Raw genomic sequence first — 26147 nt, forward strand, 5'->3', positions numbered from 1 at the left:
ATTTAATCCCTATATAGGGATTTCAATCGGGACTTACATCTCCATAGAGATGAAAGTTATTCCCTGCTGATATACTTATCTTCCTGAGTATCAACTTTGATGCGTTCTCCTTGGGAAATAAACAAAGGAACCATCACAATTGCACCAGTTTCCAGAGTTGCTGGTTTTGAGCCACCTGTGGCAGTGTCACCTTTTAAACCTGGATCTGTTTGTACAATTTCCAGAACCACAGACTTAGGCAATTCTACTCCCAGCACCTGGTCGCCCCACTTAATAACTTCAGCTTCCATACCTTCCTTGAGGTATTTGACGCGATCGCCAATTTGTGCGCGGGTCAATCTGCCTTCTTCGTAGGTTTCCATATCCATAAAGACGAACTCATCGCCCTCTTTATAGGTATGCTGCATCGTGCTTTTTTCTAGCGTGGCTTGCGGCACTGTTTCCCCTGCTCGGAACGTTTTTTCCATCACGCTCCCACTCTGGACATTTTTTAACTTAGTTCGTACAAAGGCGGAACCTTTGCCTGGCTTGACGTGCAAGAATTCGAGCACTCGCCATACAGACCCATCTAATACAATGGAAACACCGGGTCGAAAGTCGTTACTGGAGATCATGAAACTTTCAAATTTTGGAAGACAATCGGCATTTATTGTACCCTTCTAGGGTCGTCATTGGGCATTTGTCATTAGTTAGTTGTCATTTGTCATTTGTCATTTGTTCCCCTGGACTAGACCTCTGCTCCACTCATCACCTAACGTGGGAAGATTATTTATGGGTTACGTCCAGTCAACAATTTAATACTGCATTTGAGTTATCCCATGCTTAACTTATTAAAATCCTGGCTGAAGAACAGCCTAATGGCAATACTGCTGGTAACAATATTTTTAGGCATAACTACAGCTGGGTGGACTCCCTCCAGTAGCGCCGCACTGCCAGCCGGCAATGCAATTACCGATGGCAAAGCTTTGTTGCGGTATGCACTCCCGATAGATAACAAACCTGTGCGGCAACTACAAGCCAGTTTAGAGGACATCTCTGCCCAACTTCGGGCAAATCGGCGTTGGGGTGCTATTTCCAAAGACATCAGCAAAGCATCCCGCATTCTCGATAAACCTTCCCAAATCTTAACAAGCGTTCCCACAGAACGCCAACCCCAAGCCGAAGCTTGGATTAACGAGTTGAAATCTGGGGTGGGTAAATTGGAAGAATTGGCGAAGAGTAAAGATAAAGAACAAATTCTGCAAGAGAGAGGTAAACTGCTAAATCTAGTTACTCAGTTAGAAGAGTCAATGGTGAAAGAATTCCCTTTTGAAGTGCCTACTGAGTACAGCAACCTGCCGCAACTTAAAGGTCGTGCAACTGTAGAATTCAAAACCAACAAAGGCGATTTGACTGTGGTTGTAGACGGTTACAGCGCCCCTGTGACTGCTGGTAATTTTGTAGATTTGGTACAGAGGGGTTTTTATAATGGCTTAGAATTTACCCGTTCTGAAGAATCTTACTTTCTCCAAACTGGAGATCCTGCTGGAAAAGATGTCGGTTTTATTGATCCAAAAACGGGTAAATATCGCGCTATTCCCTTAGAAGTCTTAGTTCAAGGCGATAAAACCCCTACTTATGGCATTACTCTAGAAGAAGCTGGACGTTACGTTGATATGCCAGTTCTGCCTTTCTCTGCCTTTGGTGCAGTGGTGATGGCTCGTCCCGAAAGTGAAGTGAATGGAGGTTCATCGCAATTCTTCTTCTTCCTCTTTGAACCAGAACTCACCCCCGCCGGACGCAACCTATTGGATGGTCGTTATGCCGTTTTTGGTTATCTCACCGAAGGCAGAGAAGTTTTGGATAAACTGAAGGCGGGTGACAAAATTGAATCGGCAAAAGTGGTTAAGGGAATAGAAAATCTGGTTGAGCCGCAAGCAGCATAAGAAGAGAGTAGGGGGAGAATAATTCCTGTACAGACGCGATTAATCGCGTCTCCCCTGATTCAGATTTCCAGCAATGAATATCTGATCAACTGCAATAGCTAATTCTGGAAAAGTCCGTGATACAATTTGCTGAGTAGCTGTAAAAAGTGTTTCTTCGTAAAATCCATCTTCCAGTAGTAACACCGAAACTTTTGCTTTTAGTGGGTCTACAATCCAATATTCAGGAACCTCTAAGGCCGCATATTCCGAGCGTTTATAACGATAGTCCCGCTTCACAGACTCTGGACTGACCACCTCGACAATTAGTAACGGTGGTGACTCAAATACTGCTGAAGCATTCAACAATTCTCTAGCTTGCTCCACTGTCACTACACACAAATCAGTCAACCTAGATTTATTTCTACCCGTTCTCACCCCACTTTCCCGAAAACACAGCCAAGTAGAGTTACAACGTTTGATTTCTGCTTTCAAGGCAGTATCCAAAAAATCGACAATCAGAAAATGTTCAATAGTAGGTGGATTCATTAGCTCTAGCTTTCCATCCACCAATTCATAATGAAAATCGCTACCATCATCATAGGTTAAGTACTCTTCAAATGTGATGCTGGTTACTGGTGTTGTTACCATCCCAACTGTCTCCTAGACGATACCCTTATCTTAAACAGTAAAGTAAATCATCAGTTTTTTTCGTAATTTTGCAACACGGAAAACCGATTGTGAACAGTGAGTTATCTTCTCAACAAGTACAAGATATTGGAGAACAAGGTCTTTTAGAAAGATTACAACGCTTCTGTCCTCCAGAAATTATCGGTGATGATGCCGCAGTACTTGAAACTACACCAGGGAAATCTTTGGTAGTGACTACAGATGTACTGATTGACGGCGTACATTTTAGCAACCTCACCACTTCCCCAGAAGATGCTGGTTGGCGAGCTGCTGCTGCCAATTTATCAGATTTAGCCGCGATGGGCGCTTCTCCACTAGGAATTACCGTCGGTTTGGGACTCCCCGGTGAAGTTAGGGTGAGTTGGGTTGAGCAACTTTACCAAGGAATGACAGAATGCTTGCAAAAATACAATACCTCAATTGTCGGGGGCGATGTGGTGCGATCGCCTGTGACTACTCTGGCAATTACTGCTTTTGGTCAAGTTAACCCTAGTCAAATTATCCGGCGTTCTGCTGCTATAGTGGGAGATGCAATCGTCGTTACAGGCGTTCATGGAGCCTCCCATGCTGGCTTAGAACTGCTCTTGCATCCCGAATTACAACAAAGCCTCAAAGATCAAGAAAAGACGGCTTTAATCCGCACACACCAGCGCCCACAACCACGATTAGATGTCTTGCCAATCCTCTGGAAAATCTTAACTCCTAACTCCCGATTCCCCCTTGCTGGTATGGATAGCAGCGATGGTTTGGCAGATGCAATTATCCAAATTTGCCGCGCCAGTTGTGTTGGCGCTGTCCTAGAACGCAGACAAATTTCCTTGCCACCAGCTTTTGACAATTGGCTCACACAAGAGCAAGCGTTGGAATATGCTCTGTATGGTGGCGAAGACTTTGAATTAGTGTTGTGCTTGCCACAAGAGTCAGCGTTAGCCTTAGTACGACATCTTGGTCAAGGTGCTGCGATCGTAGGCAAGATTACACTCGGATCAACAGTACTATTGCACGACGAACAAAAAAAATTCCCTGACCAAGTTCTAAGTCTTAGCCAGGGATTTCAACACTTCAAGAGTTAGGAGTTAGGAGTTAGAAGTTAGGAGTTAGGTAGTTATGAGTTTTAATTCCTCACTCTTGACTCCTTATTCCTAATTCTTCACTCCTCACTCCTAACTTTTTAATTAAACCCACTTTGCAGCTACTAATTCTGCTAAATCCAAGACTCGTTGGCTGTAACCCCACTCATTGTCATACCACGCCATAACTTTCACTAGGTCATTACCCATAACCAAAGTCAAGCTGGAATCAACAATCGAAGAAGCATCACTACCTTGATAATCGGAAGATACCAGTTCTAGTTCGCTATAGTCCAAAATGCCTTTAAGTGGGCCTTCGGCAGCATCTTTGAGAGCTTGATTAACTTCTTCAGTAATAGTACGCTTCTCAACCTGAACTACGAAATCTACCATTGAGACGTTCGGGGTTGGTACGCGTAAGGCAACGCCATTTAGCTTGCCTCTGAGGTCTGGGATAACCAATGCCACTGCTTTTGCTGCACCAGTAGAGGTGGGTACAATGTTTATCGCTGCTGCCCTCGCCCGTCGCAAATCCCGGTGAGAAGCGTCTAGCAAACGCTGGTCACCTGTATAACTGTGGGTGGTGGTCATCGTACCTTTAATGATACCGAACTTATCGTTCAACACCTTGGCGATTGGTGCCAAGCAGTTGGTAGTACAGCTAGCATTACTGATAATGTGGTGTTTGTTGTGGTCATAGTCGTGATGATTCACACCAACCACAAAAGTGCCATCCTCGTTTTTACCAGGAGCGGTAATCAGAACTTTTTTGGCTCCAGCATTCACATGCTTGAGCGCTCCTTCTTTGCTAGTAAATACCCCGGTTGCTTCGATAATTAGGTCAATTCCCCAATCTTTCCAGGGCAAGTTTTCTGGGTTGCGATCGGATACGCACTTAATGGTCTTACCGTTAACGATGATAGAGTTATCATCGGCACTAATCTCAGCACCCTTGATCTTCCCTAGCATTGAGTCATACTTGAGCAGGTGAGCATTGGTTCTAGGGTCTGAAGTGTCATTAATAGCGACAAGATCGATTTGACTGTTCTCTCTACCCACCCAGCAACGCGCAAAGTTACGTCCAATCCGCCCGAAACCGTTGATTGCAACTCTAATCACAGTGTCTTGCCCTCTGTATTTATGCTTATATGTTGATATCGTTGACCCCAATCATATCGCAAAGGGGGGGGGCACTTTTAACCATAAAGTGTTAGATCAATAAAAAAACACATAATTTATTCAGATTTGTGGGAGTAGAGATTGTTGTTAGTGATATATGATCTAACCGATTCCGGGACTAAATAACGAATTGACTGGCCTTCACGGCAAAATTTGCGAATTAGACTTGACGAAACTCCTACTAAAGGTATATTCAAGAGTTGCCAGTGAATGGTATGTGACTGCTCCTTAAGTTGTTGCTCCACTTGCTTGCAGATTAATTTGCTTTGAGTTATAGTCTCACCACCTAGCAGTCGGGGTGCGATTAACCAATCACACATTTGTGCTAGTTCGTGTCCACGGTACCAACGGGGTAGGGTTTGGAAAGTATCCAAGCCCACAATCCAGTACCAGTGAGTATTTGGGTAAGAAGCAGATAAGTCTATCAGGGTGTTAATGCCATAGGAAGTCCCAGAGCGATTTGCCTCCACTAGTGAGACAGTAAACCCTGGGTTATCTTTTATGGCTAATTGCAGCATTCCCACACGATGCTCAAACAAAGTTGCTTCTTTGTGGGGAAGATTTAGGGATGGCACCCAAATTACCTTTTCAAGAGATACTTCTTGCATTGCTGTCTCGGCTACAAGCAGGTGTCCCCAATGAATTGGATCAAATGTGCCACCAAAAATTGCTAGTTGCTGCATCCAGTTATGCGTGGGTTTTATGCAATTGAAAAATAGTTTCATTACCAATGTACTATTGTAGTCAATTCATGCCTATACTTGATGCAATTTAAAATCAGTTTCACTAAACAATGTATTATGTAGCCAATTCCAGTAAGGTAGCCAAAAATATGTATTTGACATTACAAGAATTTCTTTCCCGATGTTGCAAAAATTTTCAGAATAATCTTAACAACAGTTCAGAAATAGTAAAAACCTCTAACCAAGGTAAAATCATTCTGAACAAGGAAAACCAGAGCAGAAACATCTTTTGGGCATTAAACACGAACATGATATAGGAGCAGTTACGGTAAAAATCAAATTCCTGTTATGATACGCGTGTCATTTGTGATTATGGTGTGGTGTGGTGTAAGAGGAGCAATAAATGAGTAATTCTGTAGATTTTAGTGGTAGACCATTTCATTTCATTGGCATCGGTGGTATAGGTATGTCTGCTCTGGCATACGTTCTCGCCAAGCGTCAATTTCCAGTATCAGGTTCGGATCTTCGTCCTAACCACATTACGCACAAGTTGGAATCTATCGGTGCTCATATTTTTGGTAGACAAGAGGCAAGCAATCTTGAATTCTTTCGCCCTCAGGTATTGGCGAATGCAGTAGTATTAAATTCACAAGAAGAATTATCTACTGTTACTAACTCAAAACTGCCTCAAGTCATTTGTTCAACAGCAATTAACACGAATAATTTAGAATACAAAGCAGCCCTGGAATTAGGTTGCCCAATTCTACATCGTTCAGATGTACTAGCAGCTTTAATTGCCGATTATCACAGTATTGCAGTGGCAGGAACACACGGCAAAACTACAACCAGTAGCATGATTGGCTATATGCTTCTGGAAGCAGGTCTAGACCCAACTATTTTAGTAGGTGGCGAAGTTAATGCTTGGGAAGGTAATGCTCGATTGGGACAAAGCCAATATTTGGTAGCCGAAGCAGATGAATCTGATGGTTCCTTGGTAAAACATGCTCCAGAGATTGGCATCATCACCAATATTGAACTCGATCATCCTGACCATTACGATACATTAGAAGAAGTCATTGATATCTTCCAGACATTTGCTAAGGGTTGTAAAACGTTAATAGGTAGCATTGACTGTGCTACGGTGCGCGATCGCTTGAAACCCACAATCAGCTACAGCTTACACTCAGATACCGACGCTGACTACACCGTTACTAATATCGATTATCGTGCTGATGGCACTACGGCTCTAGTTTGGGAAAGAGGCAAAGCTTTGGGCGTGTTGAAGTTGCGCCTGCTAAGTCGACACAATCTCAGCAATGCTCTAGCAGCAGTGGCTGTTGGTCGCGCCTTGGGCTTAGAATTTGGAGAAATTGCCAAAGGTATCGCCACCTTTGAAGGAGCAAGACGCCGCTTTGAGTTCCGGGGTGAAGTCGATGGTATTACCTTCATAGATGACTATGCTCATCATCCCAGCGAGATTCGCGCTACTCTCGCCGCAGCACGTTTACAAGCAAGACCAGGGCAAAGAGTTGTTGCCATCTTCCAACCCCATCGCTATAGCCGTACACTGACTTTTTTAGAAGAATTTGCCGAGTCGTTTACCCATGCTGATTTGGTTGTGCTGACTGATATTTACAGTGCTGGTGAACCCAATTTAGGGCAAATTAGTGGTGAAGATCTGGCGGCGGAAATTGCTAAACAGCATTCGCAGGTAGTTTATCAACCAACTTTACCCTCAGTGTGTGAGTTCTTGCTGCAAACACTACGCCCAGGAGACTTGGCGCTGTTTTTAGGGGCTGGGAACTTGAATCAGGTAATTCCTGAAATAATTACGGCACTTTGTGAGCCTGCTAAAGCCACATCTTAAGTGGAAACTTTGCGAAGTTTTATTTCTGAGCAAAGTGCTCTTCTAGCAACGGTTCCCTAGGTTAACTCTATTACCGTATATTGACGGTAAATAAATGTAAAAATTTTACCAATACAAAGTAAAGATGACAATTTCCCAGGCAGCTGGAAACGTCTGCACAGTTTCTGCTTTGAATACAAAGAAACATCAAACAACTAATTCAGTGGAGAGTGAAGTAATTTACTTACCTAGTACTGATTGTGCAATTAAGTCCCAGGCGTCCTTGTCAGCGTTCACTTCCTATAGAGTTGGGGGAGCAGCTGATTTGTACGTTGCCCCCCGAAACTTAGAAGCACTGCAAGCAAGTCTTAAATACGCGAAAGAACGTGATTTAAAGGTGACAACACTGGGAGCAGGTTCTAACTTGCTAGTGAGCGATGGTGGTATATCAGGTTTGGTGATTGCTACTCGTCATCTCCGCTTCAGCAACTTTGACCCAAATACAGGTCAATTAACCGTTGCTGCTGGAGAATCAATTCCTAGCTTGGCATGGGCAGCAGCAGAATTAGGGTGGCAAGGATTGGAGTGGGCTGTTGGTATCCCTGGAACAGCCGGAGGTGCCGTGGTGATGAATGCAGGGGCACATAATAGCTGTATTGCAGATATGTTAGTTAGCGCCCAGGTACTTTCACCCGATGGTACACTGGAAACTCTTACCCCTGAACAGTTAGGTTATAGTTACCGGACTTCATTATTGCAAGGTGGCGATCGCATAGTTACCCAAGCCACCTTACAACTTGCGCCAGGTGCAGACCCAGCAAAAGTTGTGGCAATCACGAAAGAACACAAAAAGCATCGGTTGAGCACCCAACCATACAATTTCCCCAGTTGTGGCAGTGTATTCCGCAATCCCAAACCTTACAGTGCTGGCTGGTTAATTGAACAAACTGGTCTGAAAGGTTACCAAATTGGTGGAGCACAAGTAGCACTACTCCATGCTAATTTTATCGTTAACCGTGGTGGGGCAAAAGCTAGTGATATCTTCTGTCTCATTCGCCACATCCAACATCAAGTACAAGAACGTTGGTCTATTAATTTAGAGCCAGAAGTCAAAATGCTCGGAGAGTTTCAAGGTGCTTGTTGAAACTTTTAATTCAGGAAATGAGGAAATGGGGAATTGGGGAAGAAACTTTATACTTTATTCTCTACCCCCTACTCCTTATTCCCTATTCCGTATTCAAGAATGCATTAATTATTGGTAAAAAAAGAGGCAAATTACTTACCGCATCTATAATTGAATTTGATTTGTTATTCAACGCACAAGCGTACAAATAATTATGACAGGAAAAGGACAGGGATTCGGCTTTGGCTTAGGAAAAATGAAGGAACTGGCCGAAGCTTTTAAGAAAGCACAGCAAGTTCAAGAAGGCGCAAAGAGACTCCAAGAAGAATTGGAGCAAATGGAGATTCTAGGAGAATCTGGCGGTGGTCTGGTGAAGGTAATTGTCAGTGGTAACCAAGAACCCAAACGGGTAGAAATTTCTCCAGATGCTCTAGGGGAAGGTGCAGAAGTTCTTTCTGATCTCGTGACAGTGGCAATGAAAGAAGCCTACAACAAGTCCACAGCAACAATGCGCGAACGTATGGAAGAATTGACCAGTGGACTGGAACTTCCTGGATTTTAGTCAAGAGTCATTGGTCATTGGTCAAATGACAAATGACTCTTGACAAATGACAAAAAATATCTATGGCTTACAAGTTGCTGTTTGTCTGCTTAGGTAATATCTGCCGATCGCCATCGGCAGAAAACATCATGCATCATCTAATTGAGCAGGCTGGTCTGAGCGATCGCATCCTCTGTGACTCTGCTGGTACATCTAGTTATCACGTTGGTAGCCCGCCTGACAGACGCATGAGTGCTGCGGCTGCTACAAAGTTGGGAATTAAGCTGCGTGGTCGAGCACGCCAGTTTCAAAAGTTAGACTTTCAAGACTTTGATTTGATTTTAGCGATGGATCAAGAAAATTATGAGAACATCCTCACTCTTGATCAAACTAAGCAGTATCAGCATAAAGTGCGTTTGATATGCGAGTTTTGCTCTCGACATACGCTGAAGGAAGTTCCAGATCCCTATTACGGTGGTCAAGAGGGATTTAATCGGGTTATTGATTTACTGATCGATGCTTGTGAAGGTCTGCTTACATACGTTAATAGCCAACAATCGATAATTTAAAGTTATGAGTGAGGAGTTAGGAGTTAAGAGTTACCTCTTTTCTTGTTAACTCCTCACTCATAACTTTTTTATTCCACCAAACCATGCTTCATTGCAAAACGCACTAATTCCGCTCGGTTGCTGGTTGAAGTTTTTCTCAATAAACTACTAACGTACTTTTCCACTGTTCGAGGACTCAGGTGTAGCTGATGACCCATTTCAGCATTAGAAAGACCATGAGTTAATAACTCTAGAACTTCCTGTTCTCTATGAGTCAGCGATGAGTGCAGATGGGATTTTTGAATTTGAGTGGACAGAGAATTATGGGCATCCCCCGCTTTTGTCGAGGCGGAAATGCCCAAACTCTCTTTATGAGAAAATCTATACTCCGATTGAATAATTTGCGATCGCTCCAAAAGATTGCGGATTGCTGCTGCTAACTCTTCCAGTTCAAAAGGCTTGGGTAAATATAAATCACACCCTGATTGGTAGCCCAAAATTCTTTCCTGGGTTTTAGTCCGGGCGGTTAATAAAATTACAGGCAATAACCGAAACACTGGTTGTTGACGCACCCGACGCACTAGTTCGTAGCCATTCATCTGCGGCATCACGATATCCGTAACAATCAAATCCGGATGATACTCATCCACCATGACCAAAGCCTCTTGACCGTCATTAGCCGTGATCACAGAGTAGCCAGACAGTTCAAGATAGTCACTAACAGACAGACGAGTGCCCAAATCATCATCCACTACAAGGATCGTCAAGGGCATGGACAATACACCCCTAGCATTTTTTTTACCCAGAAATTTGCTTCTACGCGCTTCATCAGTGAACACAGGCAAAAATAGTGTTCTTATGTTTCATCCTATGACAGGATTACCAGCTAATGACTGCCTACAGGGTTGATTTATAAAGAAAATCTTAAAACTTTAGGAAGGGTTAACGAAGTTTAACTCTCCTTTGAGTCGCTCTGTTTGGGAGGCATAGAGAGCTTTGTAATTTGTAACAACTCATCAATAAGGCAGAGTAAATACCCATTATAGTGTAAATTAATATTAAATTAATCAATAATTTCCCAAAAGCTAAGTAAGGATAAATATCTTTTGTTTTTTATCCTTTGTAATTAATCCTTAGCCAATCACTAATGATTATTGGTATCATACCAATTCTTTGTGAAACTACACAAAATCAGGCTTAGTCAGACTTGGTGCTTGAGCAACTGATTCTATCGAACCTCACGGGTAATCTCGGTATCAGATAACTTAAAAGTTGCCAGAAAACTCTTAATTATGAACTTAGAAAAGCTAAATTAGTGATATACAGTTCAGCATTTATAGCGGTTCTAAGATCCACCCCATAATTCACAAGCCAATCCAAATAATTTTTTAGGTACATTTAAAGCACACAAAATTATCAATGAGCGACAAGAACGAAGGTTACAAAGTTATTAGCGACAATCGTCAAGCCCGTTATTTGTATGAAATTCTGGAAACTTACGAAGCTGGAATTGAATTGACAGGAACCGAGGTTAAGTCGATTCGTGCGGGTAAAGTCAATCTCCAAGATGGCTATGCTTTGCTTCGCAATGGTGAAGCATGGTTGATCAATGTGCATATCTCGCCTTATAACGCTAGTGGACAATATTTTAATCATGAACCACGGCGTACACGCAAGCTGCTGTTGCATCGCAAAGAACTCCGCAAGCTAATTGGCACAGTAGAACAGCAGGGTTTAACTTTAATCCCTTTGAAAATGTATCTCAAACGAGGCTGGGTAAAAGTGAGTATAGCCCTTGGCAAAGGTAAAAAGCTCCACGATAAGCGAGAAGACCTGAAACGACGCCAAGACCAGCGTGACATTCAACGGGCAATGAAAAATTATTAAGCATCAGTATCGCCGGACTACCACACCAGAGTGAGAAACGGATTGAGGTAAAAAGTATGTTGTATATCCACAGCGTGAGTTATGAAAATGCCCAGTTTATAGCCGCAGATTGATTTTGTTAGGGTTGGGAATCGATACAGTGGTGAGTAACTTCGGATGGCATAAGGAATTGTCACAACTTATGAAAAGTAATTTCATTACAGCTGTTGGTGCTGGCGTTCTCACCTTGAGTATAGGAATTTTACCCTTAACTCTATCCGCACAAGCTCAGACGACAACTGACCCCGGAGTAAATACTACTCCAAGAACGACCACTTACGATAATCGCGATGGTTTTGATTGGGGTTGGCTAGGATTAATTGGTCTATTAGGTCTAGCTGGTTTAGCTGGCAAAAAGCGTGACGATGAACCGACCCGTTATCGTGACCCTAATGCTCCAGGAGCCACTACCTACAGGGACTAGACAATTCAAAATTTAAAAGTTGTCAGTTGTTGAGTAGAAAAACAACTGACAATTTAGTCATGTTAGTTTACTGTTGGTTCTGAGTTAGATGAATTTGTTTGGTTTTGAGCTAAAGGTGTCCAATAGCTGGCAATTAAGGCAACAATGAGCCACCAGAGGGTATTAACCTCAGGACGATACCAGACAGTATCTACAGTGCCGTGAGCTAGCATACCCAACAAAATAGCGATCGCTCCAATTAACCAAAATCCCTCTACACTTCTGAATTGTCGCAGTCGTCGCACTTGTAGAAATGCCGTATTAAATGTGACAATTATTAGCCAGAGAAAGCAGGCTAAACCAACAAAGCCAGTTTCTACAGTCACTTCAAAGAAAATCGAATAAGCACTCAAAGCAGTGAAACGAGGGCGTTGGTAGAGGGGATAAACTTTATTAAAAGAGTTGTGACCAGGGCCAATGCCGAAAATCGGGCGATCGCGAATCATCTCAAAGACAGCATCCCACACATTTAGGCGAAAATTATTACTGCTATCTTTACGGTCAGCAAAAATACTGAACACTCGCTGGTTGAATGCGGGTATAAATATCACCGCTAGTACTAATACCCCGATCAAACCTCCCAAGACAATCGGTAGCGACCAAGTACGCCAAAAACGAGGCATTTCCACGCTTTTCCAATAAACTAGCAATGCCATCACAGCCAAAACTGCCACCACCAGTCCAATCCAACCGCCACGGCTAAAAGTGAGGATCAGGCAAGCAGTATTGACAAGTAGCATTGTTAATGCTAGGGCTTTTTTGAGCCAGCTTTGCCATGCAAAAATTGCCACTAAGCTAAAAATTACTGCTGGTAGGAGATATCCAGCCAATAAGTTGGGATTACCTAAATAACTGTAGACTCTGGTAGTTTTAGACAGAGGAGATTCTGGGTCAACCCAAGTTGCCAGAGCTGTGGCTCCAAAAAACCATTGCCGCAACCCATATACACTGACAATTAACGATATGTGCAGGTAAACGATGATAATCCAAGAGCGGAGGCGAGGCGACCTTAGTACCCTGGCACAAAGGGCAAATAGTAGCAAATACAAGGTCAACGTTGCCAAGTCGTTAAGTGCCGCCTTTTTTACTGGTGATAATGCTGTTGCGACTGCGGCAATTCCCCAGTACAGCAATACCAGTAGGTGAATGGGAGTGACTGAAGAGACATTTGTTGGTGTTGCTTCATCAGATAAAGTCAACAACAGCCAAAATCCTACACAAGCCACCAGCAACAAGCCCACCAATGTACTCGAAGCAAAAGGTGCAAGCGCATATACTAAGCTGAGTAAAGCAGCTGCGATCGCATCTCCCCACTGAATCAAGACGCTGGTTTGCCGCCAAGAACTTAACAGTCCTACCAGAAAACGGTGTACGTAACTGGTAGCAAGATATTCTTTGACCGATAAAGATGATAAAGTAAATCGTTGCCAGACTAAATTCATAAAAAACATTGCGATCAATTAGCCTGCCGACGCAGAACTTGGAATTGATCATAATGCGTATGGCTATAAAAAGGTAATAATGTAGATTGAAATTTAGTGATGACGCTCTTACTCATAGCCATCAGCCACCACCTGTAATCTAAAGCACTTCAATTAATACTAAGTGAAGACAGCCGTTGATCAACCTTTCACGTACTTAGTACATAACAAAGCATGAATCTGTATTTCCCTATCCTCTATCACCTGTAATCTGTTCCCTAATAACTCTAATCAGACATCGCCAATTGCTTGTGAGGGAGTCGCCAGTTGCAGTGGTAAAGAAAGCACATAACGATATCCTGATTCTGGTGAACCTTGAATCAAAATGTGTCCACTATGCAACTCTGCCAGTTGGCAACTTAGCAATAGACCTAAGCTTTCACGAGAAATACTTCCATGTGATTTAGCTAAATTTATACCTGAACTAGCAGCAAAGAAATTTGAGTGATTCTCACTCAAGTTTTGGGAATTATCCACTGCTACTGATGAAATATCCCGTTGCTCCTGGCTTTCTGTGTGAGTATTATAAGTTGCTACCTCACCTGTCAGCTCCAGCAGCGACAAAGAATTGAGACGGAAGTAGGGATCAACCTCAGTGATGCCGTCCCCCAGCCAAGGATGGGAAACCCAAATAGTAATGTTGAGCGTATCTTCCTTGTAAGAGACATGAATACGAACAATGCTACCTGTAGCCGACAGTTGAATCACACTGAAAACTAGGTGATAGAGGATTTGCCGCACCTTGTCTTTATCTAAAGGCCAAATGCGATTGCGTCCCGGTTCAATAGAGAGGCGAATATCTTGCTCGCGGCGATTAGCCGCTTCTTCTAGGGTATTGATAGCTTGTTGACAGAGCATTTCAATATCCACAGGAGCTATATTCAGCACAGTTGAGTTTTCATCCATAGCTCCTAGTTCGGTAATTTCGTTTACTAGGGAAAGTAAGTACCGACCACTGTGTTGGATAATTTCCAAATATTCTCTCTGCTTAGTCGTCAAAGGCCCATAAATCTCACGTCCTAAAACACTAGCCATACCGAGTACAGATGTTAGGGGCGTGCGTAGTTCCTGAGTTAGCTGATCCAAAAGTTCCAGTTTCAGTTGCTTAGTAGAAACAGAGTCGCTATCTTTAGTGGCTGGGGTGATTTTAATCTCTGTGTTACGTTCGTCATTGAGTGAAAATATAGGAGCGCTCTTGGGAGTGCTTGATTCGAGTTTCCCTTGCAGGAGTCGGTTACGCTCAAATTCACTCATGCTCCAACGAGCTATAATTTGTAAAAACTCAATGTCTCGGTTTGTAAAATTGCGCGGTACTAAATCCATCACCGCCAATGAACCCAAACAATGTCCCTCAGCATCAATCAGTGGCGCTCCTAAGTAAGCACGAATACCATAATCCTGCACCAATTTGCTACTAGCAAGTACTGGGTCTGTAAGTTTATGCGTATCATTAATTACAAATATTTGAAAACTCTCTACTACCTGAGTGCAAAAGGATTCCCGGCGTGCTAGTTGGCGGCTTTGTGCCAAATGATTCATGAGTCCCAACCTAGATAAGCCCACCGCCGATTTGAACCAATGGCGTTCTTGATCCACAAATCCCAATATGGAAATTGGTGCTTCCAAAAAGTGGGCAGCAGTCTGTGTAGCTTCTTCAAAAACCGGAATCGTTTCTGGTTGCCGCAAACCTAAATCTGACAAAGCTTTGAGGCGTTGTTGTTCTCTTGTTTCATGAGAATCCCAACCATCCTTTAGGGCAAATAATTTGTTTTCAGGCTCTACCATTGCCACTGCTACCTTAATAATTTCTCGATACTGTAATTGATATAAGTCCTATTTCTAGGTTATCAATTGCTATTTTTAAGCATTCCCTAATTTTGCCTCTGACAAACAAGTTGGGGGCAAAAATTTTCTACCGCTTCCATTAAGTCGGTAATGCGGCCTTTACCAGTTACTAGTTACTGGTGCTGAATGTTCTCTGTTTAGCACTGTTTTAGTCTCTATTGCTTGAGATTTTGCAATCAGACTGCGTTAGATTTGGATTTAGTCAGGGTAACCTAAGGCTAAGGATACAATACCAAAGGTCTGTCATTGTTTATGTACAGAAGGGAAAAATCTTATTGCGATATTCAGCGTAATTTTACTTACAATAATTATATTTATGTAATTTTTATAGCCATTCTTACTCATGACAGCTAGTAGCGATGACTGACAATCCTAGATAGTTAATAAAACTCTTCATCCGATAGATTGAACCTATTACAATTTCACACTGAAAATTGTGCAGGCTTTTCTATATTTTTCATCCGAGTAAATCTCTTTTTGAGGACAACTGGTAATGAATAAAATGACTATTAGAGTTCCTTTTGTAGACCTGAAGTTACAACACGAACCAATTCAAATGCAATTGCAAGAAGCAATCCAATCTGTATTGGAACAGGGAGATTTTATTTTAGGGCAAGCAGTCTCAGATTTTGAAGCAGCATTTGCGGCAGCGTCTGGGGCAGCTTATGGAGTTGGTGTTGCATCAGGAACAGATGCGATCGCTCTGGGATTGCAAGCGTGTAATATTGGTGCTGGCGATGAAGTGATTTTACCAGCAAACACTTTTGTAGCAACCTTAATTGGGGTACTACGCGCTGGTGCCAAGCCAATTCTGGTAGATTGCGATCGCCAAACAGCTTTAATTGACTTAAGAGAAGCAGCAAAAGCAATTACGCCTCATACCAAAGCAATTATCCCTGTGCATCTCTATGGTCAAATGGTATCACCACTTGAACTATTCAACTTTGCCGATACCTACAAACTACTAATTTTTGAAGATGCCGCCCAAGCACACCTCGCCCAAAGAGATGGATATCACGCTGGTTCAGTAGGTATAGCAGCAGCTTTTAGTTTCTATCCCAGCAAAAATTTGGGAGCATTTGGGGATGGGGGAATGCTGCTGACACGAGATTCAGATGTAGCCCAGAAGATGGTGCGTTTGCGAAATTATGGCGCATCGCAAAAGTATTTTCATACTGAACCAGGTACAAATAGCCGCTTAGATACTTTACAAGCAGCAGTTTTGCACGAGAAACTACCATATTTGCCACAGTGGAATCGCGATCGCCTGACTATTGCCCAGCAGTATGATAACGAACTAGCACCCTTGGCAACTGCTGGCATTATCCCTATGGAAAACCAAAGTGGTACAGGACACGTTTATCATCTCTATGTCATTAAAGTAGATGACTCTTGCCCAATAGAACGCCAGCAACTCCAGGAAAAACTCACAGCAGTAGGAATTCAAACTGGCATTCACTACCCAATCCCCTGTCATCTCCAGCCGGCATTCACCAATTTAGGCTATCAGCCTGGAGATTTTCCCCAAGCAGAAAAACTGTCACAGCAAATATTATCATTACCAATGTATCCTGGTTTGAGCAGTAGCCAAGTCAAAGAAGTTGTCGCAGCGATCGCCAATGCAGTCTCAACAATTTCTGAGGCAGATAAACCCTCCCCTACTGAACTTGGAAGCGTGGTAGCCTAAAGTTAATTCATACCTAACGTGCATCTAAAATTAGACATTTGTCATTATGTGCTTTGTCTAAAACTAATGACCAATGACCAAAGTTTTTGAAATACTGAAAATCATGGCACTCCGGCAACAAGTTAAAAACAGAAACGCCTCAGGCTTATTAAATCTAGCTATTTTAGGTGTTTTGCTGCTGCTTTATGCTCCTATATTGCTACACTGGCTGGATGGTTGGCTGCACAAAAATATCAGTACAGAACACGAATATTTCAGCCACGGGATTATTGGTTTACCATTTGCGGCTTATCTGGCCTGGATAAACCGGAAACAGTGGACACGTTTACCAGATACCATGCATCCTTTGAGCACTGTTTTCTTGTTATTAGGGGCAGTTTTTTATATTAGCGGTGTTACAGAGTGGGTTAACCTTTCCTTGCCCGTTATGCTAGCAGGATTATGCTTGTGGTTTAAGGGAATAGCAGGTTTGCGATCGCAAGGATTCCCCCTGCTACTAGTATTTCTGGCAACCCCAACGGCAGTCCCCTATCTCATTGCTCCCTATACCTTGCCTCTCCAAAGCTTCATCGCTGGCACAGCAGGCTTTATACTGAATCAATTTGGTATGGACGTAACCGTAGATGAGATAAATCTCTACGTAGGAGGACGGATTGTGGAAGTTGCCCCCTATTGTGCAGGGCTGAAAATGTTGTTTACTACTCTCTACGTCGGCTTGATGCTGCTGTATTGGACAGACGCTTTGTCTTCACGCCGTACAACTATATCGTTTTTATCTCTTGCTGCGATCGTTAGTACTACTGCCAATATCATTCGTAATACTTTACTGACTTTCTTTCACGGCACAGGTCAAGAAGCGGCTTTTAAATGGCTGCATGATGGTTGGGGTGGTGACCTCTACTCTGCTTGTATGCTGGTGTCATTAGTGCCCTTACTGAATTGGATTAATAGCTATTTTTCAGCATCTCTAGAAACTCAGCAAGAAGGGGAAAGTCATTAGTCATTTCTTCTCTGCTCCCCTGCTTCTTCTCTACTCATAAATATTACTGAACTCATGGTGTGATTTTATGAAGTAAAATTTTGCCTAAGTATTATAAATTTTACTGATGATTTCCATCTCCAAGTTTTTCAAGGAAAACCAACTGAGTCAGGTAGCAGCACTTTTGTTATTGCTACTATTGTTGGCAATAGGAGGGGTTCCCGGATACCTGACAGGGCGCTGGCAATGGAAACAGCCGCCACCTGTTACTACCCTCAACGAGTTAAGGCAGATCCGCAAGACTGGTTTAGCCCTTCCTGGTTGGCAAACTATTGAACAAGCAGAACAGCAAATTGGCGAACATAAATGGTCTTTGCAGGTAATTAAAAAAGAAGCTTCCCAATTCCAGGCAATCCTGCTTTTGCTGCCACAAAATGGCCCTATGGATCAACCAGAGGTGGAGTGGACAGACGTTAACGGCTGGGGAAGATCACGCTGGGGAAAGTGGGATGTAGCTCAATCTCGTTCTGCTGAATTTACTGTAAAACCGTCTGCAAAGTTGGCTTCAAATGGCGATACGAAAGTAGAAGCTAGGTTTTTTCGCGCCTCCACACCACAGCAAACCTTCGCTGTCTTACAATGGTACGCTATGCCAGACGGCGGAAATCCATCACCTTTCCACTGGTTTTTGGCAGATCAATTGGCCCAGTGGCGTAAGCAACGCACTCCTTGGGTGGGCGTGAGTATTCTGATTCCAATGGAACCTTTGGGACAGGTAGAAACATCTTGGTCTTTAGCCAAGTCTATCGGCGAAACAGTTCAAGCTGTATTGATGGCAGGCCCTTTGTAGAGCCTGTTACAAATGCATTTATGCAAAGATTATTCAGAAGTACCTCTACAATTGCGTTCAGGTTACAAATATGAACTTATAAATTAAAATTGGCAAAAGTTTTCTACTTTTTGTTGGTAAAATACTTGCAGATAAAAAAGACATTTAGGAAATTTTTAGAGTAAGATTACCACTCGGCGCGACTAATTTTTATATTCAGTTTTGCTGCACCGATGTTCATAGATCCTAATTCTTATATGCGTGGATTCAGCGCCCTGTGTTTTGTCAGTCTTCAAGTCGGAGTTTTCTTAACAACACCTATCCAGCTTGTTGTTGCCCAGCCTTTTCCACCTCAAGGACAATCACCAGGGCAACCCCCTTCGCCTGTGCCAGGTACTGAGGTTGTGCCTCCAGGTGCAAATGACGAAATTTCCCCCCAACTCAGCCGCTACCTCTTGGGGCCAGGAGATGTAATTGGTGTTGTGCTTCAGCGTCCTCCTGGCCCATACCGCTTAGGAATAGGAGATGGAATTAGCGTTTCGGTTCAGCGCTTTCCAGATTTGAGCTTTCAAGCTTTAATCAACCCCGAAGGTAATATTGTGGTGCCGCTACTGGGAACAGTTTCTTTACAAGGTTTAACTTTGGAAGAAGCTCAAGAAAAAATTCGCTTGGGTTTAAATCGTTATGTAGTTGATCCAGTAATAGTTTTAGGTCTAGCCTCGCAGCGTCAAGACTTAAGTTTTCAAGCTGTAATTAGTCCAGAAGGCAACATCGTAGTACCGCAAGTGGGAACGGTTTCATTACAAGGTTTAACTTTGGAAGAAGCTCAAGAAAAAATTCGCTTGGGTTTAAGTCGGATTTTACCAGATCCAATCGTAGTAGTATCCTTGGCAGGGACGCGACCAGTTCAAGTTACCATTAGTGGAGAAATATTTAGACCAGGAATTTATCCGATTAATTCAACAACACCCCGTGTTGCTGATGCCTTGCTAGTATCTGGTGGTTCAACGTTAAATGCAGACCTGCGACAAGTGCAAGTACGCCGGAAATTAATCGATGGTTCTGTGATTTCACAAACTATTGACTTATATGCAGCACTGCAAAATGGCGGTTCAATTCCTAATTTACGCTTACAAGACGGAGATGCAATACTCATCCCCCGTCGTGAAGTTGGTAATGATGATGGTTATGATCGCAATTTGGTAGCACGTTCATCCTTGGCTACACCACAGATTAGAGTCCGGGTTTTAAACTACGCTGCGGGAGGTATTGCCATTCAAGCACTGCCTAACGGCAGTACATTTGTAGATGCTTTGGGAGGAGTAAATCTCGACACTGCTAACCTGCGAGATATCGCTCTGGTTCGCTTTGATCCTGAACAAGGTAAAGCTGTTACCCAGAAACTTGATGCTAAAAAAGCTCTAGGAGGCGATGCATCTCAAAATGTGGCACTTCAAGATAATGATGTTATTGTTGTTGGTCGGAACCTCATCGGTAGAATTACTAATTTCTTGACTACCATTACCCAACCCTTCTTCAATGTCCAGTCCTTTCTCCGATTTTTTGACAACTTCGGTAGTGGTTCAAATTAGTGACTCTTACCTCTTTTGCTAGATGGAAGAGATAATGGTGACCAATAGCAAATAAAAATTGACAACTGATTACTGATTCTATATCCCCCTACCATGACCCCACCAATTGTTAAGCGCTATCTTATTGCTTTTGAAAAATACAAATGGATTGGACTAGCTAGTTTTGGTTTAGTTGTAGCGGGGTCAACGGTGGTGGCTATGCAGCCAGAGCCAGCTACTAACTATATAGCATCTGCCGCACTTACCTATTCTGGCCCACCAGTTTCTTTCTCTGCAACTGGTACTCAAATCCAACAGCAAGGAAAGGAACTGAATGAGGAAGTTTTATTATCAAACCAAATAATTGCGACAGTGGCAGAGAAAGTAAACATCAAACCGAAACAGTTAGGTACAAGTGTTGTCCTTTCTCTACCGAAAAAGAATGCCAGGACTGGAGAATTAGAATCGAGTATCTTTGAACTGAAATATGTAGATAGTGACCCCAAACGAGCCATAGAGGTCTTGGGGGAATTGATGCAATCAATGATTAAGTTGAGCAGTGAGATCAATACTGGGCGATTACAAGCAATTATTGAAAAGATTAACGAGCGCTTACCACAAGCTAAACAGGAATTACAAGTTGCTGAAAAGAAGCTGGAACAGTACGATCGCATAGAACGAACTGCAATATTGGCAGCGGAGAATGGCAGCTTGCTAAATGCCATTACTACCAGCCAAAATCTACAACGGCAAATTCAATTAACTATTTCTGGGGTTGATGGTCAAGTTAACAGTTTAGAAAATAAGTTAGGCTTAACAGTCGGACAGGCTTATATTTCTTCTGCTTTGAGTGCAGATCCAATTATTGGTAATTTGCGATCGCAAATTTATCAAAGTGAGTCGCAAATCGCCGTACTCAGAAAAGATTTACGACCGGAACACCCAACGATGATTCAATTGTTGCGTCAGAAACAAGCTGCTGAAGAATTGCTGCAACAACGCGCTACAGAGGTGTTAGGTGGTGATGGAACGGCGGCTCCGCTTCGGGGTAACATTGCAGGTATTCGCGCCCAAAGTAGCTTAGATCCAGCCCGTCAGCAGTTGGCAAACCAAATGGTGTCTTTGCAAACCCAACGCGAGACGCTGCAACAACAACTAGTTCAAGAGATCCAACAAGAAGCGCGACTACGGCGAGAGTATTCTCTGATACCCAATAAGCAATTAGAGCGATCGCGTTTAGAACAAGAGGTTGCACTCAAAAAAGCCATATATGACCAAATGCAGGCGAAGCTAACCGATTCTAAAACCGCAGAGGCCGAAACTACCAGCAGCCTCAGCATTGCCAGACGTCCCACAGCAGCTGCGGACATCAAACCCCCCAAGAGTGTGCCTATTACCCTTGCTGTGGGTGGGTTCTTAGGTGTGTTGATTGGTGGCGGGGTGATATTTTTGTTGGGATCACTGGAAGGTACTTTCAAAACCAGGGAGGATATCCGCGAGAGCCTCAAGCAACGGGAAGTGGCACTGTTGGGAGAATTGCCTTTAATGCCAGTTGATGATTTGGATCAAGAAGCCGTGCCGGTAGTACTCTCTGCGGATTCTCCTTATTTAGAATATTATGAGAAGTTCCGCAGTAATCTGCGCCGGATTGGTGGTAAAGCCTTAAAGGTGGTGTTGATTACTAGCACCAGTAGCCTAGAGGGTAAGACAGCAAGTGCATATAACTTGGGTATAGCTTCAGCCCGTGCTGGTAAAAGAACCTTGATAATCGAAACAGATTTGCGATCGCCTTCGCGTTGTACATCCTTGAATGTAATTCCTGACCCCGATGCCACTATTGAACCCCTGCGTTATTACGCTAATTTAAGTGAATGTATTCGTTTGGTCCCTGATGTGGAAAATTTATACATTCTTCCGAGTCCTGGCCCTGTGCGGCAATCAGCTGCGATTCTTGAATCTAGCGAAATGCGGCGGCTGATTGAGGATGTCCGCGAACGGTTTGATCTAGTTATTTTAGACACTAGCCCCCTCAGCATATCTAATGACCCTTTGTTAATCCAACCCTACAGCGATGGCATCGTACTAGTGGCGCGACCCCACTATACACAAGAGAACATGCTAGGTGAAGCTATTGATCAATTGGTTGAATCGGAACTGGGGTTATTGGGAGCAATTATCAACGGTGCTGATATCATTGTTTCTCTACCTGAAGAAGTCGTACAATCATCAACTTTTACATCTGAAGTACAAGAATCAGAAGAAGTTTCAGCGGCTGCGGGTAAAAACTAATAAGCTGTTAAGCATTTAATTTGCACATTGAGATCGCAGGGGGGCAGGGAGCAAGGGAGAGGGTTTGCAGCTTTTATTACCATGAAAATGATGCAATTTAAATGACGATTAGCTTAGTTTCCCAAATAGTGGATTGCCAAGATAGCATCTCCTCATTTTGAATTGCTTAGTACAGCTTTGGGTAAAACCGTGATGAATCAAAGGTGGAAATTTCAACGCAGAGGATACGCAGAGGATTGATAGGTAGCAATTATTCTGCTATAAATTTCGGAAATTATATACTTAGTCCTGCCTAAACAACCCAAATAGGGGAGCGAGAATCACCCCAAAAACAAAACCACCGATGTGCGCCCAATAGGCAACTCCACCAGTTTGTACGCTCATGTTAGCCGCTGTTTGCAGCGTAGCAAGACCGGAGATTACATTCTGCACAAAGAAAAGTCCAATTATTACTAGCGCTGGCACTCTAATTGTGGTGACGAAAATCCCCAAAAATACTAGGGTCATGACTCTAGCTTGGGGAAAGCGGATAATGTAGGCACCTAAAACCCCAGAAATTGCACCACTTGCTCCCAAGGAAGGAATCTCAGAATTTATGCCAATAAACCATTGGCACAAAGCAGCTAAAGCACCACATGCCAAATAAAAAACCAGATATTTGGCATGACCTAATCGGTCTTCGATATTGTTGCCAAAAACCCAGAGAAACAACATATTTGAGATTAAGTGCCACCAACCACCGTGTAAGAATTGCGACGTAAATAACGTTATCCACTCTGCGCTCCAATTGGTGGTTAACTCTTGAGGTATCACTGCATACTGATTTAAAAACTGACTCAATTGTGCATTTGACAGGCTCACCTCGTGAAGAAAAACTAAAATATTCATGCCAATTAACCCGTAGGTGAAATACGGGGTGATTCGCGTCGGATTTTCGTCGTAGAGGGGAAACACAGGTGTTTTTCCTAATTTATTCACTAACTGCAATATAGCTTGTAAGGCTAGCAGTTGCGAAGCTTAGGCAATTTCACCTATTTAATCAATCAGCTTGATTGAAAGTAATAATGATGTACTGAAGAATTAATTATACCAAGATTCTTCCTGTGATTTATCGTTAAACAAACCCAACAATGGGCCAATAATTGCCCCAAAGATAAACCCGCCTGCGTGTGCCCAGTAGGCAATACCGCCGCTTTCCATGCCGATGTTGGTACGTGTTTCGAGACTAGCAAGCCCGTAGAAGGCTTGTTCGAGAAACCAGAATCCCAAAAAGAAATATGCCGGGACACGGAAAGTCGGGAAGAAAATGCCTAAGGGCACTATGCCGAGAACTTCGGCATTGGGAAAGCGCAGAATGTATGCTCCTAGAATACCTGCGATCGCACCACTTGCACCCAAAGAAGGAATGCTAGAATCTTGAGCGAAGAACCACTGGGTTAAGGATGCCAAAACTCCACAAGATAAATAGAACAGCAAATATTTGGCATGGCCCAACTTATCTTCAACGTTGTTACCAAAAATCCAGAGAAACAACATATTGCCGCCTAAATGCAATAAACCACCGTGCAAAAATTGCGAGGTAATCAAAGTTGCCCACTCTGGCACTGGTTGATTTACAGAGATACCACCAAAGCTTAAGGTAAGTTCTCGTGGAACCACAGCCGCAAGGTGTAAAAATCCATTTAATGCTTGTGGCGGAAGACTTGCTTCATAAAGGAAAGCAAGGACATTGGCAGCAATCAGTCCATAAGTTACATAAGGCGTGATTACTGTGGGATTATTATCTCTAATGGGTACCACGGGCGTTTTTTCCAGATTTTAACACATTAGTACCACAATACTGAATTTCGTAAGTAGTTTCTTCTACCTCGTGGATGGATCTCGCTTTGGCACTTAAAAACCGAAAGCCAAAAATCCACCATCGACGGTGATACATTGTCCAGTGATAAAAGATGCCGCAGGCATACAAAGAAATGCCACTAAACCTGCTACTTCTTCTGGTTGACCAACTCTACCCATAGGTGTTTGTGATAGAACTAATTTGAGAAAATCTTGGTTATCGAGTACAGACTCGGTTAGAGGCGTGCGAATAGCCCAAGGTGCTACGGTATTTACCCTAATATTATCTGAAGCCCATTCAACTGATAGCGATCGCGTCAGTTGATTTATAGCCGCTTTAGTCATACCATAAGGAGCGCCTGTACGATTCGAGACTAAACCCGCCACAGAACTTATATTCACAATGCTGCTGTTTTCCCCATTTTGAAGCAGAGGGTAAAACAGACGGCACATCTCAAAAATTGATGTCTGGTTTGTCTGGATAATGAACTCATACTCAGCGGCTGTGTAGTCTACTACTTTTTTGCTAATATTGGTTCCCACATTATTTACCAGGATGTCTAATTTATCGCAGGTTTTGCCAACTTGCTCAAAAATGGCTTGTCGCCCATCAGGGGTTGCAACATCTGCCGTAATCCCATAAACAGGTAATCCTGCTTGTTTCCAGATACTGAGTTGCCGGCCAACATCCTGAGAATTCCTTGCCACAATTATGACTTGTGCACCCAGAGATAAAAACTCATTGGCAACAGCTAGTCCAATGCCTTTGGTGGCACCTGTAACCAGTGCTTTCTTTCCTGTTAATGTCCAGCGTAGGCGTAGCCCGCCGTAGGCATCGCTCATTTGTAATTCTGCGGATTTTTTTATTTTAAAGCTATCAATAACCTAAGAGTTTATCTTATAGGTGCCCAATGCGATCGCCTTTTATCGTAATGTAGATGATCGAAATCTCTAAACCATTCACCGCATTTGATTCCAATTCAATAGCTGACAAACCCACTTAAAAACTCATGTTTTTTTCAAATTCTCTGGAAAATCAACTCCAGCGGTGGAACGAAACCATTCGCAATCAGCCGAAAAACCCTAATGCTTACATTCGCCGGGGCATGGTTAACTTTCATCTAGCTAAAATTGATGAATCTATTCAAGATTTTGACATGGCAGAGCAATTGGATGCCCGTATTAAACCTTACCTCTGGCAACGGGGACTATCGTATTATTATGTAGAAAGATTTGCTGAAGGTGCTCAACAATTTGAGATAGATTTGACTGTGAATGCTCAAGATGTAGAAGAAACAGTATGGCGATATCTCTGCATAGCTCGTTCGTTAGGTGTTGAAGAGGCACGTAATTCTTTACTAACTGTGAAGAATGACCCTCGACGAATCATGCAGTGCGTATATGATTTGTATGCAGGAAATTGTACAACAGATGATGTTTTAACTGTTGGTCAATCAGAAGGGATAAAGGGAAATTTTTACAGTCATCTTTACTTGGGATTATATTACGAAGCCGAGAATAATCTTGATTTAGCTCAAGATTATATAGTTCAAGCTGCTGATAATTACAAAATTGATGATTATATGTGGTATCTAGCATCGGTACATAAGAAGTTACGAGGATGGTCTTGATTTGCTCAATAGTAAATAAATTAAGC

The 26147-nt window shown here is 42.9% G+C and carries 24 protein-coding genes; 14 read left to right on the forward strand and 10 right to left on the reverse strand.

Annotated features, from left to right (window positions below; all coding sequences use genetic code 11):
* Nucleotides 1-56 precede the first annotated feature (56 nt).
* A complete protein-coding gene (gene efp / locus H6G92_RS11300; protein ID WP_114083704.1) occupies nt 57-614 on the reverse strand; it encodes an elongation factor P in 558 nt (185 codons plus the stop codon).
* 204 nt (nt 615-818) lie between these two features.
* Here efp and H6G92_RS11305 point away from each other — a divergent pair, with 204 nt between their 5' ends.
* Entirely contained in the window at nt 819-1925 is a 1107-nt protein-coding gene (locus H6G92_RS11305) for a peptidylprolyl isomerase (protein WP_190893790.1), read from the forward strand.
* 39 nt (nt 1926-1964) lie between these two features.
* On the opposite strand, the gene H6G92_RS11310 is transcribed toward H6G92_RS11305, so the two are convergent.
* The gene (locus H6G92_RS11310) at nt 1965-2552 is read right to left on the reverse strand and encodes a Uma2 family endonuclease (RefSeq protein ID WP_190893791.1); all 588 of its coding nucleotides are present in this window, start codon (nt 2550-2552) and stop codon (nt 1965-1967) included.
* 89 nt (nt 2553-2641) lie between these two features.
* On the opposite strand from H6G92_RS11310, the gene thiL reads away from it, so the two are divergent.
* The gene (thiL, locus tag H6G92_RS11315; RefSeq protein ID WP_190893792.1) at nt 2642-3664 is read left to right on the forward strand and encodes a thiamine-phosphate kinase; all 1023 of its coding nucleotides are present in this window, start codon (nt 2642-2644) and stop codon (nt 3662-3664) included.
* A gap of 102 nt (nt 3665-3766) precedes the next feature.
* On the opposite strand, the gene H6G92_RS11320 is transcribed toward thiL, so the two are convergent.
* Both H6G92_RS11320 and nadD read right to left on the reverse strand, forming a co-directional pair.
* The gene (locus H6G92_RS11320; RefSeq protein WP_190893793.1) at nt 3767-4780 is read right to left on the reverse strand and encodes a type I glyceraldehyde-3-phosphate dehydrogenase; all 1014 of its coding nucleotides are present in this window, start codon (nt 4778-4780) and stop codon (nt 3767-3769) included.
* Nucleotides 4781-4896: 116 nt separating this feature from the next.
* On the reverse strand, nt 4897-5523 hold the full coding sequence (nadD, locus tag H6G92_RS11325) for a nicotinate (nicotinamide) nucleotide adenylyltransferase (protein ID WP_190893794.1): 627 nt from the start codon (nt 5521-5523) through the stop codon (nt 4897-4899).
* Between the two features lie 403 nt (nt 5524-5926).
* Here nadD and murC point away from each other — a divergent pair, with 403 nt between their 5' ends.
* The 4 genes from murC to H6G92_RS11345 all read left to right on the forward strand — a co-directional run bounded on the left by murC (nt 5927) and on the right by H6G92_RS11345 (nt 9602).
* The gene (gene murC, locus H6G92_RS11330; RefSeq protein ID WP_190893795.1) at nt 5927-7390 is read left to right on the forward strand and encodes a UDP-N-acetylmuramate--L-alanine ligase; all 1464 of its coding nucleotides are present in this window, start codon (nt 5927-5929) and stop codon (nt 7388-7390) included.
* Between the two features lie 124 nt (nt 7391-7514).
* A complete protein-coding gene (gene murB / locus H6G92_RS11335; protein WP_190893796.1) occupies nt 7515-8513 on the forward strand; it encodes a UDP-N-acetylmuramate dehydrogenase in 999 nt (332 codons plus the stop codon).
* Between the two features lie 193 nt (nt 8514-8706).
* Nucleotides 8707-9054, forward strand: coding sequence for a YbaB/EbfC family nucleoid-associated protein (locus H6G92_RS11340; RefSeq protein ID WP_069070420.1), 348 nt, complete (start codon nt 8707-8709; stop codon nt 9052-9054).
* A gap of 62 nt (nt 9055-9116) precedes the next feature.
* Nucleotides 9117-9602, forward strand: coding sequence for a low molecular weight protein-tyrosine-phosphatase (locus tag H6G92_RS11345; RefSeq protein ID WP_190893797.1), 486 nt, complete (start codon nt 9117-9119; stop codon nt 9600-9602).
* 68 nt (nt 9603-9670) lie between these two features.
* On the opposite strand, the gene H6G92_RS11350 is transcribed toward H6G92_RS11345, so the two are convergent.
* Complete coding sequence (locus tag H6G92_RS11350; protein ID WP_190893798.1) at nt 9671-10354, reverse strand: response regulator transcription factor; 684 nt, start codon at nt 10352-10354, stop codon at nt 9671-9673.
* 646 nt (nt 10355-11000) lie between these two features.
* Here H6G92_RS11350 and smpB point away from each other — a divergent pair.
* Both smpB and H6G92_RS11360 read left to right on the forward strand, forming a co-directional pair.
* Nucleotides 11001-11468 carry an SsrA-binding protein SmpB gene (gene smpB / locus H6G92_RS11355; RefSeq protein WP_190893799.1) on the forward strand — a complete coding sequence of 156 codons (468 nt, stop codon included), beginning with the start codon at nt 11001-11003 and terminating at the stop codon, nt 11466-11468.
* Nucleotides 11469-11649: 181 nt separating this feature from the next.
* Nucleotides 11650-11931, forward strand: a complete 282-nt coding sequence (locus H6G92_RS11360) for a WGxxGxxG family protein (RefSeq protein ID WP_190893800.1) — start codon at nt 11650-11652, stop codon at nt 11929-11931.
* Between the two features lie 62 nt (nt 11932-11993).
* On the opposite strand, the gene H6G92_RS11365 is transcribed toward H6G92_RS11360, so the two are convergent.
* Together H6G92_RS11365 and H6G92_RS11370 are read right to left on the reverse strand one after the other, a co-directional pair.
* Nucleotides 11994-13412, reverse strand: a complete 1419-nt coding sequence (locus H6G92_RS11365) for an IctB family putative bicarbonate transporter (RefSeq protein ID WP_190893801.1) — start codon at nt 13410-13412, stop codon at nt 11994-11996.
* Nucleotides 13413-13682: 270 nt separating this feature from the next.
* Nucleotides 13683-15236 carry a GAF domain-containing sensor histidine kinase gene (locus H6G92_RS11370; protein WP_190893802.1) on the reverse strand — a complete coding sequence of 518 codons (1554 nt, stop codon included), beginning with the start codon at nt 15234-15236 and terminating at the stop codon, nt 13683-13685.
* 553 nt (nt 15237-15789) lie between these two features.
* Between H6G92_RS11370 and H6G92_RS11375 the strand changes: the two genes are divergently transcribed.
* The 5 genes from H6G92_RS11375 to H6G92_RS11395 all read left to right on the forward strand — a co-directional run bounded on the left by H6G92_RS11375 (nt 15790) and on the right by H6G92_RS11395 (nt 22651).
* The gene (locus H6G92_RS11375; RefSeq protein WP_390625495.1) at nt 15790-16983 is read left to right on the forward strand and encodes a DegT/DnrJ/EryC1/StrS family aminotransferase; all 1194 of its coding nucleotides are present in this window, start codon (nt 15790-15792) and stop codon (nt 16981-16983) included.
* A gap of 103 nt (nt 16984-17086) precedes the next feature.
* Nucleotides 17087-17983, forward strand: a complete 897-nt coding sequence (crtB, locus tag H6G92_RS11380; RefSeq protein ID WP_190893820.1) for a cyanoexosortase B — start codon at nt 17087-17089, stop codon at nt 17981-17983.
* A 106-nt stretch (nt 17984-18089) separates the two neighbouring features.
* Nucleotides 18090-18812 (forward strand): cyanoexosortase B system-associated protein, encoded by a 723-nt coding sequence (locus tag H6G92_RS11385; RefSeq protein WP_190893803.1) that lies wholly within the window; start codon nt 18090-18092, stop codon nt 18810-18812.
* Nucleotides 18813-19024: 212 nt separating this feature from the next.
* On the forward strand, nt 19025-20383 hold the full coding sequence (locus H6G92_RS11390) for a polysaccharide biosynthesis/export family protein (RefSeq protein ID WP_190893804.1): 1359 nt from the start codon (nt 19025-19027) through the stop codon (nt 20381-20383).
* A gap of 93 nt (nt 20384-20476) precedes the next feature.
* On the forward strand, nt 20477-22651 hold the full coding sequence (locus H6G92_RS11395; protein WP_190893805.1) for a GumC family protein: 2175 nt from the start codon (nt 20477-20479) through the stop codon (nt 22649-22651).
* Between the two features lie 282 nt (nt 22652-22933).
* Here the strand turns inward: H6G92_RS11395 and H6G92_RS11400 are convergent, their stop codons facing one another.
* From H6G92_RS11400 to H6G92_RS11410, 3 genes are all read right to left on the reverse strand, one after another.
* Complete coding sequence (locus tag H6G92_RS11400) at nt 22934-23605, reverse strand: rhomboid family intramembrane serine protease (RefSeq protein WP_190893806.1); 672 nt, start codon at nt 23603-23605, stop codon at nt 22934-22936.
* Between the two features lie 126 nt (nt 23606-23731).
* Nucleotides 23732-24451 (reverse strand): rhomboid family intramembrane serine protease, encoded by a 720-nt coding sequence (locus tag H6G92_RS11405; protein WP_190893807.1) that lies wholly within the window; start codon nt 24449-24451, stop codon nt 23732-23734.
* 93 nt (nt 24452-24544) lie between these two features.
* Nucleotides 24545-25333, reverse strand: coding sequence for an SDR family oxidoreductase (locus H6G92_RS11410; protein WP_190893808.1), 789 nt, complete (start codon nt 25331-25333; stop codon nt 24545-24547).
* A 167-nt stretch (nt 25334-25500) separates the two neighbouring features.
* On the opposite strand from H6G92_RS11410, the gene H6G92_RS11415 reads away from it, so the two are divergent.
* Nucleotides 25501-26121 carry a tetratricopeptide repeat protein gene (locus H6G92_RS11415; RefSeq protein ID WP_190893809.1) on the forward strand — a complete coding sequence of 207 codons (621 nt, stop codon included), beginning with the start codon at nt 25501-25503 and terminating at the stop codon, nt 26119-26121.
* The last annotated feature ends 26 nt before the right edge of the window (nt 26122-26147 follow it).

The sequence above is a fragment of the Nostoc foliaceum FACHB-393 genome (assembly GCF_014698505.1).
GTDB lineage: Bacteria > Cyanobacteriota > Cyanobacteriia > Cyanobacteriales > Nostocaceae > Nostoc > Nostoc foliaceum_A.

Excerpts from the sequence above, each read along its gene's own strand:
- efp (WP_114083704.1), bottom strand. The coding sequence starts at position 614 with ATGATCTCCAGTAACGACTTTCGACCCGGTGTTTCCATTGTATTAGAT.
- H6G92_RS11305 (WP_190893790.1), top strand. The coding sequence starts at position 819 with ATGCTTAACTTATTAAAATCCTGGCTGAAGAACAGCCTAATGGCAATA.
- H6G92_RS11310 (WP_190893791.1), bottom strand. The coding sequence starts at position 2,552 with ATGGTAACAACACCAGTAACCAGCATCACATTTGAAGAGTACTTAACC.
- nadD (WP_190893794.1), bottom strand. The coding sequence starts at position 5,523 with ATGCAGCAACTAGCAATTTTTGGTGGCACATTTGATCCAATTCATTGG.
- murC (WP_190893795.1), top strand. The coding sequence starts at position 5,927 with ATGAGTAATTCTGTAGATTTTAGTGGTAGACCATTTCATTTCATTGGC.
- murB (WP_190893796.1), top strand. The coding sequence starts at position 7,515 with ATGACAATTTCCCAGGCAGCTGGAAACGTCTGCACAGTTTCTGCTTTG.
- H6G92_RS11340 (WP_069070420.1), top strand. The coding sequence starts at position 8,707 with ATGACAGGAAAAGGACAGGGATTCGGCTTTGGCTTAGGAAAAATGAAG.
- H6G92_RS11345 (WP_190893797.1), top strand. The coding sequence starts at position 9,117 with ATGGCTTACAAGTTGCTGTTTGTCTGCTTAGGTAATATCTGCCGATCG.
- H6G92_RS11350 (WP_190893798.1), bottom strand. The coding sequence starts at position 10,354 with ATGCCCTTGACGATCCTTGTAGTGGATGATGATTTGGGCACTCGTCTG.
- smpB (WP_190893799.1), top strand. The coding sequence starts at position 11,001 with ATGAGCGACAAGAACGAAGGTTACAAAGTTATTAGCGACAATCGTCAA.
- H6G92_RS11360 (WP_190893800.1), top strand. The coding sequence starts at position 11,650 with ATGAAAAGTAATTTCATTACAGCTGTTGGTGCTGGCGTTCTCACCTTG.
- H6G92_RS11365 (WP_190893801.1), bottom strand. The coding sequence starts at position 13,412 with ATGAATTTAGTCTGGCAACGATTTACTTTATCATCTTTATCGGTCAAA.
- H6G92_RS11370 (WP_190893802.1), bottom strand. The coding sequence starts at position 15,236 with ATGGTAGAGCCTGAAAACAAATTATTTGCCCTAAAGGATGGTTGGGAT.
- H6G92_RS11375 (WP_390625495.1), top strand. The coding sequence starts at position 15,790 with ATGAATAAAATGACTATTAGAGTTCCTTTTGTAGACCTGAAGTTACAA.
- crtB (WP_190893820.1), top strand. The coding sequence starts at position 17,087 with ATGGCACTCCGGCAACAAGTTAAAAACAGAAACGCCTCAGGCTTATTA.
- H6G92_RS11385 (WP_190893803.1), top strand. The coding sequence starts at position 18,090 with ATGATTTCCATCTCCAAGTTTTTCAAGGAAAACCAACTGAGTCAGGTA.
- H6G92_RS11390 (WP_190893804.1), top strand. The coding sequence starts at position 19,025 with ATGTTCATAGATCCTAATTCTTATATGCGTGGATTCAGCGCCCTGTGT.
- H6G92_RS11395 (WP_190893805.1), top strand. The coding sequence starts at position 20,477 with ATGACCCCACCAATTGTTAAGCGCTATCTTATTGCTTTTGAAAAATAC.
- H6G92_RS11410 (WP_190893808.1), bottom strand. The coding sequence starts at position 25,333 with ATGAGCGATGCCTACGGCGGGCTACGCCTACGCTGGACATTAACAGGA.
- H6G92_RS11415 (WP_190893809.1), top strand. The coding sequence starts at position 25,501 with ATGTTTTTTTCAAATTCTCTGGAAAATCAACTCCAGCGGTGGAACGAA.